A 10,843-nucleotide genomic window follows, 5' to 3' on the forward strand; every position below is an offset into this window, starting at 1 on the left:
AGACGACCTCCGACTACGACCGCGAGAAGCTGCAGGAGCGGCTGGCCAAGCTGGCCGGCGGCGTCGCGGTGATCCGCGTCGGCGGCGCCACCGAGGTCGAGGTGAAGGAGAAGAAGGATCGCGTCGACGACGCCCTCAACGCCACCCGCGCGGCGGTCGAGGAAGGCATCGTGGCCGGCGGCGGCGTGTCGCTGCTGCGCGCTTCGGCGGCGATCAAGGCCGAGGGCGTCAACGCCGACCAGGCGGCCGGCGTCAACATCGTGCGCCGCGCCGTGCAGGCCCCGGCTCGCCAGATCGCGGCCAATGCCGGCGCCGAGGCGTCGATCGTGGCCGGCAAGATCCTCGAGAACAAGGGCACGACCTACGGCTACAACGCCCAGACCGGCGAGTATGGCGACATGATCGCCATGGGCATCGTCGATCCGGTGAAGGTGGTGCGCACCGCGCTGGAGGACGCCGCGTCGGTCGCCGGCCTGCTGGTCACCACCGAGGCGATGGTCGCCGAGTTGCCCAAGAAGGAGCAGGCCGCGCCGGCGATGCCGGGCGGCGGCATGGGCGGCATGGGCGGCATGGACTTCTAGCGCGTCGGCCTTGCGGGAACCGTCACCGGTTCCCGCAAGGAGCGATGCGCGGGTTCAACGACCTGCGTTCGCGGGGCTTCGGCCCCGAACGGGAAAGGGCGGCGTTTCTCGCGCCGCCCTTTTCCTTTTCTGCGCCGGGCCGCCGGTTCCGTTCCACAGCGTTTCCAGGCGAAGTGGAAACCGGTTCGCCGCCAGACGCTCTACTGCAGCACGTAGGCCGGCGCCGTCTTCAGATAGCGGGCGTAGGCCTCGGCGTCGGGCGGCGTCAGGTTCTCCGCGATCGGGTTGCGCCGGCGCTTGGCCGTGCCGATGTCGGCGAGCAGCTCGTCGAAATGCTTGAAGTGGTACGGTGCCACGCACAGCCCGCCATAGACGCCGGCCGCGCGGCGCTCCTCGCGCCGCCAGCGCAGCATCATGTCCATGTTGTCGCGCATCTCCTGCGCGCTCGGCTGGCGGGCGAGCTTGCCGTCGGCGTAGCGCACCAGCCACTGCGCGGCGAGATCGGCGCACAGCACCGTGCAGAACGACGAGTTGAAGCCGACGAAGCCGAGGTCGGGAATGTCGGGATTGGCGATCAGCCGGTAGAGCCGGTACTGGCCGTCGGGCTCGACCAGCTTGTCGCGGTACGCCTCGGGCAGGAACGGCACGCCGAGCTTCCAGCCGATCGCCAGGATCGCCGTGTCGGCCGCGACGCGCTCGCCGCCGGTCAGCACCACCGCATCGTCCTCGTAGTGGTCGAAGGTGCCCTGGATCGCCTTGATGCGGCCATCGGCCACCATGTCGAAGAAGCCGGGCGTGGCGATCGGCACCGAGCAGTTGATGCCGCCCTCGATCGGCTCCTTCGGCCGCAGGCCGGTCTTGCCGAGCTTGAGCTGCAGGCTGAGCAGGCTTTCCAGCGCGCGCCAGTTGGCCCACACGAAGGGCCGGGCCAGCGCGTGGTTGAGGCGCGCCATGCGGCCGATGCCCCAGCCGGGGAACATGCGCTCCTGCATGCGGATGTAGAGGATGCGCTTGAAGTTGATCAGCCCGCCGATGAAGTAGGGAATGCGCCACACCGATTCGCGGTAGACGATGGTGACGGCGGACGCGCCGGCGTGGACGGCGCTGACGGCGATGTCCGTGGCCGACTTGGAAAAGCCGAGCACCACCACCTTGCGGCCCCTGACCATCGCCGGATCGGTGTAGTCGGACGAGTGCATCACCCGGCCGCCGGCCGCCACGAAGGCCTCCTGGCCGGGATGCGCGATCACGTTCTTCTCGCTGAACTGGCCGGTGCACACGGCGACGAAGTCGAAGTCCTCGCGCGTCTCGCCCTCCGGCGTCTGCAGGTCGAGCGTCCATCCCGGCCTGCCGTCGGCGCGGCGCGCCATGCCGGTGACGGCGGTGCCGAAGCGCACCAGCCGCGTCAGCCCGTGGCCGTCGGCGTAGTCGGCCAGATAGGCGTGCACCTGCGGCCCCTTGGGCCACTCGGGATAGTCGTCGGGCATCGCCCGGTCGGTGTAGCGGTAGAGCTCCTTCGGGCTTTGCGTCTGCACGTCGGGATAGGAGCGCGACGGCGCCCACACGCCGCCCAGCTCGTCGCTGCGCTCGAGGATGACGACGTCGTGGCCCTGCTGCTTGAAGGCCCGGCCCGCCGCCAGGCCGCTGATGCCCGCGCCGATGACGCAGACCTTCTTTCGTGTCGGGTTCATGGCTCGCTGCCCCTGGTTCCTGCCGCTGTGTCGGGCACGGCTGCGCCGGCGCGGCGCCGGGCGCCGCGCGACCGGCCGTCGGGCCGCGCCGGACGAAGCGGAATCGCTTGTCGCTTGTCGCTGGTCGTCGTGTTCGCGAAGGCCGACGGCCGGCTCCGGCCGCCCGTCCGCGCCCCCCGCCGCGCGATCTGTGCGTGGTGCGGCCGGGCGGGCTCGCCCGGCCCGGCATCCGCGCGCGCTGCGGCGTCCCGGTCTAGTCGTTCGCCTCCGGCGGCAGGAAGTCGACCTCGTGCTCGGCGGAGACCTTCACCACCTCGTCGGGGTCCTCCATGCGGTCGAGCTTGGTGAACAGCGCCTCGAGCTTGCGCGCCGGCGAGACCCAGAACAGGGCGCGGGCGGGCTTGTCGGACTTGTTGAAGTAGCCGTGCGGGATGCCGCGCGGCATGCGCACCAGGTCGCCGGCCTCCGCGCGCACCCATTCGCCGTCGAGCTTGAGGTCGAGCGCGCCTTCCTGCACGAGAATGAACTCGTCCTGCGTGGGATGGACGTGAACGGGCACGAACTGGCCGGGCTCGCTGTTGGTCTCGAAGGCGAAGGTGGATTCGCAGGTCGCCTTGGGAAAATAGACCTGGCCGAGGATGTTCCAGCTCTTCTTCTCGAAGCCCTCACCCTCGCGCGTGATGCCCTTGGCAAGATCGTCAGCCATCGCGTCTCCTCCCTGATTGGCTGTGGCACTCGGGCGATGCTGGCCCGGATCGCCGCGCGCGCGCCAGCCGGATCGCGCAACGACTGTCCGAAAAACGAAAAAAACATGGCTGCGCGCGGATTCGACGCAAGCCGCATTTCGGCGACCGGGCCGCGGGTGCTAGGCTGGCGGAAAAAACGACAAGGGAGGAGGAAGCGACGGTGACTGCCCCGCTCGCCAACCACGTTCTGTTCCAGTCCGACGATCTCGACTGCGCGCGCGAGCGCGTGGCGCAGAAGTTCTGCAGCCACCGGCTCGAGATCGTCGGCAGCGCGACCGCCTTCCGCGCCGCCCACCACCACCGCATGGGCGAGATGATCTCGCTCAACTACATCAGCTACGGTGCGGACGTGCGCATCGATCCCGGCGCGCTCGATACCTTCTATCTCATCCAGATCCCGATCGCCGGCGCGGCGACGATCCGCAACGGCACGGCCGAGTTCATCACCGACGGCGACACCGCCTCGATCCTCAATGCCGACCGCACCTCGGTGATGCACTGGTGGCGCGGCTGCGAGCAGGTGCTGGTGCAGATCCGCAAGGCGCCGTTCCTGCATTTCGTCGAGCGGCTGATCGAGCGCGACCTGCCCGGCCCGCTGGTCTTCGACCCGCGCATCGACATGCGCCGGCCGGAGATGCGCGCCTGGCGGCAGCTTCTCAACGCGCTGTTCTGCGCCGCCGACGCGCGCGACAGGGACACCGGCCGCGGGCTGTGGGAGGCCTTCAACGAGCAGCGGCTGATGGAGAGCTTCGTGCGCGCCCAGCCGAGCAACGTGTCGCTGTTCCTGCCGCGCCGCGAGGTGCCGGCGCCGCGCCACGTCAAGCGCGCCGAGGCCTATATCCGCGCCCACGCCGACCGGCCGCTGACGATCGGCGACATCGCTAAGGCGGCCGGCGTCGGTCCGCGCGCGCTGCAGCTCGCCTACAAGGTCACCTTCGGCATCTCGCCGATGCAGGCGCTGCGGCGCGAGCGGCTGCGCCGCGTGCAGTACGAGCTGCTGGAAAAGGGGCCGGATCTGTCGGTGACCGAGGCGGCCGGCCGCTGGGGCTTCGGCCATCTCGGCCGCTTCTCGGCCGAGTACCGCCGCACCTTCGGCGAGCTGCCGCGCGAGACCGCCCGGCGCAGCCCCCACTGAGGCGGCCGGCGCGGCCCGCGGTTGGACCCGGCCGTGCGGCGGTGCCATATGGCGGGCAGCGAAAGGAGGTTGCCCGCCATGACCGAGACCCGTACCGAGACCGACACCTTCGGCCCCATCGAGGTTGCCGCCGACCGCTACTGGGGCGCCCAGACGCAGCGCTCGCTGGGCAATTTCCGCATCGGCGAGGAGCGCATGCCGGCGCCGCTGGTGCACGCGCTCGGCCTCGTCAAGCAGGCCGCCGCCCGGGCCAACATGGCGCTCGGCCGGCTCGAGCCGGAGATCGGCGAGGCGATCGCCGCGGCCGCCGCCGAGGTCGCGGCAGGCCAACTCGACGCGCATTTCCCGCTCGTCGTGTGGCAGACCGGCTCGGGCACCCAGTCGAACATGAACGCCAACGAGGTGATCGCCAACCGCGCCATCGCCCGGCTCGGCGGCACGATGGGCAGCAAGACGCCGGTGCATCCCAACGACCACGTCAACCGCAGCCAGTCGTCGAACGACACCTTCCCCACCGCCATGCACATCGCCACCGCGCGCGAGAGCGCGCGCGTGCTGATGCCGGGTCTCGACCGGCTGACGGCGGCGCTCGACGACAAGGCGCAGGCCTTCGCCGCGATCGTCAAGATCGGCCGCACGCACACCCAGGACGCCACGCCGCTGACGCTCGGCCAGGAGTTCTCCGGCTATGTGGCGGCGCTGACGCTCGGCCGCCGGCGCATCGAGCAGGCGCTCGACGACGTCTTCGCGCTCGCCCAGGGCGGCACGGCGGTCGGCACCGGGCTCAACGCGCCGGCCGGCTTCGACACCGCCTTCGCCGCGGCGGTGGCGGAGCTCACCGGGCTGCCCTTCCGCACCGCCGGCAACAAGTTCGAAGCGCTGGCGAGCCACGGCGCGCTGGCGCATTTCCACGGCGCGCTGGCGGCGCTGGCGGCCGACCTGTTCAAGATCGCCAACGACATCCGCTTCCTCGGCTCCGGCCCGCGCTCGGGCCTCGGCGAGCTGCGCCTGCCGGAAAACGAGCCCGGCTCCTCGATCATGCCCGGCAAGGTGAACCCGACCCAGGCCGAGGCGCTGACCATGGTGGCGACCCAGGTGATCGGCAACCAGACGACGGTGGCGATGGCCGCCAGCCAGGGCCATTTCGAGCTCAACGTGTTCAAGCCGGTGATCGCCAACGCGGTGCTGCAGTCGGTGCGCATCCTCGGCGACGCGATGCGCTCCTTCGCCGACAACTGCGTCGCCGGGCTGGAGGCCGACGAGGGGCGCATCGGCGAGCTGATGCAGCGCTCGCTGATGCTGGTCACCGCGCTGGCGCCGGAGATCGGCTACGACAACGCCGCGGCCATCGCCAAGGCGGCGCACAGGAACGGCACCACGCTGCGCGAGGAGGCGCTGGCGAGCGGCCTGGTCGACGGCGCGACCTACGACCGGCTGGTGCGGCCGGAGGCGATGACGCGGCCCGGCTGACCGGCCGCGCGCGCCGGCGGGGCATGGGCGCCGGCGCGGCGATCGTCTATGCTGGCGCCGCCGCGCGCGGCAAAGGGGGAGAACCATGTCGAACGGCGTCGTCATCCTGATCGGCCGCTTCCTGCTGGCGGTCATCTTCATCCTGGCCGGCTTCTCCAAGCTGGCCGACCCGGCCGGAACGGCCGCCTACATGCAGGGCGTCGGCCTGCCCTGGCCGGCCTTCACGGCCTGGGCGGTGTCGCTGTTCGAACTCGTCGCCGGCCTGTTCGTGCTCGTCGGCTACCGCACCGCGGCCGCGGCCACGCTGCTCGGCCTGTTTTCCATCGCCGCCGGCTTCATCGGCCACTGGGACCCCGGCAACGTCGTCGAGATGCAGATCCTGTTCAAGGACATCGCCATCGGCGGCGGCCTGCTGGTGCTCGCCGCCGCGGGACCCGGCCGCATCGCCCTCGACCGCCGGCCGGCCGGCTGAGGCGCCTGCCGGCCAGGCCCGCAAGGGGTCTCACGAAAGGGTGACGGGCCGGCCGGGACGGGTCAAAAGCCGGTGAGACGGCGCGCGAGCGCATTGCAAGTCGCGCCGCAAATCGCCATTCCAACGGCAGGCCCCGCCGAACGCGGCGCGGGCGACGCCGGAAAGGACCGATGACGCAACGCATGGCGACCGACAACATCGCGCGACAGGAGGACAAGGCCCGCGGCCGCGCCGCCTACTGGCGCTTCGTGCCGGTGGCGGTGATTCTGGCCGGCCTCGCCTTCGGCTACCTGATGGGCTGGCAGCGCTACCTGTCGCTCGACTTCCTGGCCGAAAGCCGCGACTGGCTGTCAGCCTTCGTCGCCGCGCATCCGGTCGCCGCGCCGCTCGGCTTCGCCGTCCTTTACACGCTCGCCGTCGCCTTCTCCTTCCCGGCCGCCTCGGTGCTCACCGTCTTCGCCGGCTTCCTGTTCGGCTGGCTCGCCGGCGGGCTGATCGTCGCGGTGGCGGCGACGGCCGGCGCCACCGCGCTGTTCCTCGCCTGCCGCTCGGCCGTCGGCGACGTCCTGAAGAAGGGTGTCGGCGGCCGCGCCGCGCAGCTCGCCGAAGGCTTCGAGCGCGACGCCTTCTCCTACCTGCTGGTGCTGCGGCTGGCGCCCGTCTTCCCCTTCTTCGTGGTCAACATCGCGCCGGCCTTCTGCGCGGTGCCGCTGCGCACCTACGTGGCGGCGACCTTTCTCGGCATCCTGCCCGGCACCTTCGCCTACGCCTATCTCGGCCACGGGCTCGGCAGCGTGCTGGAGGCCGCCGCCGAATCGGGCACGCGGGTGCAGCTCGCCGACCTGGTGACGCCGCAGATCACCCTCGCCTTCGCCGCGCTCGCCGCCGTGGCGCTGCTGGCCACCGTGCTGCGCCGGCTGCGCGCCGGCCGCCGGCCCGGTTCCTGAAGCCGCGCTTTCGTGGCAGAGACGCATTCATGACGACCCTTCTCAAGCCCGACATCTGCGTCATCGGCGCCGGCTCCGGCGGCCTCTCGGTGGCGGCCGCGGCCGCCGCCTTCGGCGTTTCGGTGGTGCTCATCGAGCGCGGCCGCATGGGCGGCGACTGCCTGAACTACGGCTGCGTGCCGTCGAAGGCGATGCTGGCCGCCGCCCGCCACGCCAGCGCCATCGCCGACAGCGGCGCCTTCGGCGTTTCCGCGGCCGAGCCGCAGGTCGACTTCCGCAAGGTGATGCGCCACGTGCACGCGGTGATCGCCGCCATCGCGCCGAACGATTCGGTCGAGCGCTTCACCGCGCTCGGCGTGCGGGTGATCGAGGGCGAGGCGCGCTTCGCCGACCGGCGCACGGTCGAAGTGGGCGACATCGAGGTGCGCGCCCGCCGCTTCGTGCTGGCCACCGGCTCCTCGCCGATGGTGCCGCCGATCGAGGGGCTGTCCGACGTCCCCTTCCTGACCAACGAGACGGTGTTCGAGCAGCAGCGCCGGCCCGGCCATCTCGTCGTCATCGGCGGCGGGCCGATCGGCCTGGAACTCGCCCAGGCGCATCGCCGGCTGGGCGCCGCGGTGACCGTGGTGGAGGCCGCCCGCGCGCTCGGCCGCGACGACCCCGAGCTTGCCGCACACGTGCTCGACCGACTGCGCGCCGAGGGCATCGCCATCCACGAGCAGACCGCCGTCAGGCGCGTGGAAAAGCGCGGCCGCAGCGGCGTGCGGCTGCATGTCGAGGGCGCCGGCGGCGCGGCGACGATCGACGGCACGCATCTGCTGGTGGCGGCCGGGCGCACGCCCAACATCGCCGCGCTCGACCTCGGCAAGGCCGGCATCGCGCACGACGCCGGCGGCGTGAGGGTCGACGCCAAGCTGCGCACCGGCAACCGCCGCGTCTACGCCATCGGCGACGTGGCCGGCGGGCTGCAGTTCACCCATGTCGCCAACTACCATGCCGGGCTGGTGCTGCGGGCGCTTTTGTTCCGGCTGCCGGCGCGCGAGAACCGCGCCATCGTGCCGTGGGCGACCTACACCGATCCCGAGCTCGCCCATGTCGGCCTCGACGAGGCCGCGGCGAGAAGGAAGCACGGCACGATCCGCGTGCTGCGCTGGCCGTTCGCCGAGAACGACCGGGCGCAGGCCGAGCGGCGCACCGACGGCTTCCTGAAGATGGTGACCGACCGGCGCGGCCGCATCCTCGGCGTGTCGATCGTCGGCGCGCAGGCCGGCGAGGCGATCAACATGTGGGCGCTGGCGGTGGCGCAGAAGCTGACCGTGCGCGACGTCGCCGGCTACGTGGCGCCCTACCCGACCATGGCCGAGGCTGGAAAACGCGCCGCCATCTCCTATTTCAGTGACGCGCCCCGGCGGCCGGTCGTGCGCGCGGCGGTGCGCTTCCTGCGGCTTTTCGGCTAAAAGGAACGAGAACGGGCGCGCCGGGGGGCCGGCGCGGACAGGATCACCGCATGGACGAGAGCGGGAAGCACGAGGCGGCCGGCACGGACGGCGAAGGCGGGGCGCAACGCGCCGTCCCGCTGGCGCGCGGGCTGTCGACCAAGCTGCTCGTGCTCACCGTCCTGTTCGTGCTGATCGCCGAGGTGCTGATCTTCCTGCCCTCGGTGGCCAATTTCCGCCTGCAGTGGCTGGAGCAGCGGCTCGGCACGGCGGCCGCGGTGTCGCTGGTGCTGCTGGAGGCCGACGCCGACGCCTTCAGCCGCGAGGCGCAGAACGACGTCCTGATGGCGATCGGCGCCCAGGCGATCGCGGTGCGCGACGCCGGCGTGTCGCGCCTGCTGCTCGTCTCCGACATGCCGCCCGAGGTCGACCGCCACATCGACCTCAACGCCGTCGACCCGCTGTCGGCGATGACGGCCGCGCTCGACACGCTCGCCTTCGGCGGCCAGCGCATGCTGCGCGTCTACGGCCTGGCCGGCGAGAGCGACAAGGCGTTCGAGCTGATCATCGCCGACGACGGGCTGCGCCAGGCGATGCTGACCTACGCGCGCAACATCGCCTTCCTGTCGCTGATCATCTCGCTGTTCACCGCGACGCTGGTCTTCTACGCCATCAACCGCATCATGATCCGGCCGATCCGCGCCATGACGCGCTCGATGCTGGCCTTCGCCAAGGCGCCGGACGAGCCCGGTCGCATCGTCGTGCCGGAGGCGCGCAGCGACGAGATCGGCGTGGCCGAGCGCGAGCTGGCGGCCATGCAGTCGAAGCTCTACCAGACGCTCGGCGAGCGCCGCCACCTGGCCGATCTCGGCCTTGCGGTCTCCAAGATCAACCACGACATGCGCAACATCCTGGCCTCGGCGCAGCTCATGTCGGACCGGCTGCGCGCCATCAAGGACCCGACGGTGCAGCGCGTCGCGCCGAAGCTCTTGCGCACGCTCGACCGGGCGCTCGCCTATTCGGAGGGCGTGCTGGCCTACGGCCGCACCCAGGAGGCGCCGCCGGCGCGCCGGCTGCTGCGGCTGCGGCCGCTGGTCGACGACGTGCACGGGCTGCTCGGCATCGCGCCCGACAGCGGCATCGAGTTCGTCAACGCCGTCGACGCCGAGCTCGAGGTCGACGCCGATTCCGAGCAGCTCTTCCGGGCGCTGTCCAACCTGTGCCGCAACGCCGTGCAGGCGATGTCGGGCGACGCCGAGGCGGACGGCGCGCTGGTGCACCGCCTCACCGTGTCGGCCGAGCGCACCGGAACGGTGGTGCGCATCCTCGTCGCCGACACCGGGCCGGGCCTGCCCAGGCAGGCGCGCGAGAACCTGTTCGCCGCCTTCCGCGGCTCGGCCAGGAGCGGCGGCACCGGGCTCGGCCTGGCGATCGCCCAGGAGCTGGTGCGCGCGCATGGCGGCGCCATCGAGCTGGTGGAAAGCACCGGCGGCCACACCGTCTTCGCCCTCACCATCCCCGACCGCCCGGTCAGCCTGACCGACGCGCGCGGCCAGCTGCGCCGGCACGGCTGAGCCCGGCCGGCCGGCGCCGCCGCGCACGGCCAGGCCGCGCCGCAAGACAGAAAAACGCCGCCAGCCGGCTTGCTTTTGCCCGCGTCAATCGCTAGGTAGGCCGCGGTCGGCGAACGGAGCCTAGCCCGTCGCCCCCTGCCGCCAACGGCAGGCTGCGCCCGTAGCTCAGCTGGATAGAGCACCAGACTACGAATCTGGGGGTCGGGAGTTCGAATCTTCCCGGGCGCGCCATTTCACATTTTCCACTACAAATCTCACCTAAAGCCTTGAATAGAAAGGCTAAATCAGGTGTTCGAAGTCCTTCGTTCCGGCTGTAGGCCAATGGCTCCAAAAATGCCAGTCTGAGGACGGTTTTTTTATTGGTTAAGTCAGTATTTTTCCATATATTCCAAGGGTTTGAGAGAAATTGGAGCGCGTGTTCGAACAACTCCTCCCAGGTCATGCGTGGTTTGCCGTTTGTGACCAGCTTTTCCTCTGCCAGCGTCCTTTCCCATTCAAGTTTTGTGATGCGTTTTTCGTAGGCTGCTATCACCGACGCAGTGTTCGATTCGACGATACGGTCGAGCAAGACCTCAATCTGTTTTTCAACTGCGGTGACGTTGGCCTTTAGCTGTTTTGTGGCTTGTTTGGCCTGAGCAAGGCGCATGTCCCATCCGTCTTTAAACATCGACTTCACCAGCCGAAACAATTTCTCTGAAGGCTTGTCTTATGACTTTCCTTGCCGAACAGGCGAAGACAGGACCGCCGGGAGAGAGTGTCAGCCCGCTCCCGGCGGCGAGGGTCGGATCGGA

General features: G+C 70.6%; 9 protein-coding genes and 1 tRNA gene. 8 read left to right on the forward strand and 2 right to left on the reverse strand.

Features of this window, described 5'->3' with window-relative positions:
• Positions 1-581 (forward strand): TCP-1/cpn60 chaperonin family protein (locus tag N1F89_RS19290; protein ID WP_290086066.1); only part of this gene is annotated, 581 nt, incomplete at its 5' end.
• A 200-nt stretch (positions 582-781) separates the two neighbouring features.
• Here the strand turns inward: N1F89_RS19290 and N1F89_RS19295 are convergent.
• Both N1F89_RS19295 and N1F89_RS19300 read right to left on the reverse strand, forming a co-directional pair.
• Entirely contained in the window at positions 782-2,272 is a 1,491-nt protein-coding gene (locus N1F89_RS19295) for an NAD(P)/FAD-dependent oxidoreductase (RefSeq protein WP_290086067.1), read from the reverse strand.
• 253 nt (positions 2,273-2,525) lie between these two features.
• The gene (locus tag N1F89_RS19300) at positions 2,526-2,978 is read right to left on the reverse strand and encodes a cupin domain-containing protein (RefSeq protein ID WP_290086068.1); all 453 of its coding nucleotides are present in this window, start codon (positions 2,976-2,978) and stop codon (positions 2,526-2,528) included.
• A gap of 200 nt (positions 2,979-3,178) precedes the next feature.
• On the opposite strand from N1F89_RS19300, the gene N1F89_RS19305 reads away from it, so the two are divergent.
• The 7 genes from N1F89_RS19305 to N1F89_RS19335 all read left to right on the forward strand — a co-directional run bounded on the left by N1F89_RS19305 (position 3,179) and on the right by N1F89_RS19335 (position 10,283).
• Complete coding sequence (locus N1F89_RS19305; protein ID WP_290086069.1) at positions 3,179-4,153, forward strand: AraC family transcriptional regulator; 975 nt, start codon at positions 3,179-3,181, stop codon at positions 4,151-4,153.
• A 78-nt stretch (positions 4,154-4,231) separates the two neighbouring features.
• A complete protein-coding gene (fumC, locus tag N1F89_RS19310; RefSeq protein WP_290086070.1) occupies positions 4,232-5,623 on the forward strand; it encodes a class II fumarate hydratase in 1,392 nt (463 codons plus the stop codon).
• 85 nt (positions 5,624-5,708) lie between these two features.
• On the forward strand, positions 5,709-6,095 hold the full coding sequence (locus tag N1F89_RS19315; protein ID WP_290086071.1) for a DoxX family protein: 387 nt from the start codon (positions 5,709-5,711) through the stop codon (positions 6,093-6,095).
• 170 nt (positions 6,096-6,265) lie between these two features.
• Positions 6,266-7,042 (forward strand): TVP38/TMEM64 family protein, encoded by a 777-nt coding sequence (locus N1F89_RS19320; protein ID WP_290086072.1) that lies wholly within the window; start codon positions 6,266-6,268, stop codon positions 7,040-7,042.
• 29 nt (positions 7,043-7,071) lie between these two features.
• A complete protein-coding gene (locus N1F89_RS19325) occupies positions 7,072-8,499 on the forward strand; it encodes an FAD-dependent oxidoreductase (RefSeq protein WP_290086074.1) in 1,428 nt (475 codons plus the stop codon).
• Between the two features lie 50 nt (positions 8,500-8,549).
• Entirely contained in the window at positions 8,550-10,052 is a 1,503-nt protein-coding gene (locus N1F89_RS19330; protein WP_290086075.1) for a HAMP domain-containing sensor histidine kinase, read from the forward strand.
• 154 nt (positions 10,053-10,206) lie between these two features.
• Positions 10,207-10,283: transfer RNA gene (locus N1F89_RS19335), tRNA-Arg, on the forward strand.
• Positions 10,284-10,843: the final 560 nt, after the last annotated feature.

The sequence above is a fragment of the Aquibium sp. A9E412 genome (assembly GCF_030398335.1).
Classification (GTDB): domain Bacteria; phylum Pseudomonadota; class Alphaproteobacteria; order Rhizobiales; family Rhizobiaceae; genus A9E412.

Coding starts and splice junctions, on each gene's coding strand:
- N1F89_RS19330 (WP_290086075.1), top strand. CDS start 8,550: ATGGACGAGAGCGGGAAGCACGAGGCGGCCGGCACGGACGGCGAAGGC.
- N1F89_RS19300 (WP_290086068.1), bottom strand. CDS start 2,978: ATGGCTGACGATCTTGCCAAGGGCATCACGCGCGAGGGTGAGGGCTTC.
- N1F89_RS19320 (WP_290086072.1), top strand. CDS start 6,266: ATGACGCAACGCATGGCGACCGACAACATCGCGCGACAGGAGGACAAG.
- fumC (WP_290086070.1), top strand. CDS start 4,232: ATGACCGAGACCCGTACCGAGACCGACACCTTCGGCCCCATCGAGGTT.
- N1F89_RS19295 (WP_290086067.1), bottom strand. CDS start 2,272: ATGAACCCGACACGAAAGAAGGTCTGCGTCATCGGCGCGGGCATCAGC.
- N1F89_RS19325 (WP_290086074.1), top strand. CDS start 7,072: ATGACGACCCTTCTCAAGCCCGACATCTGCGTCATCGGCGCCGGCTCC.
- N1F89_RS19315 (WP_290086071.1), top strand. CDS start 5,709: ATGTCGAACGGCGTCGTCATCCTGATCGGCCGCTTCCTGCTGGCGGTC.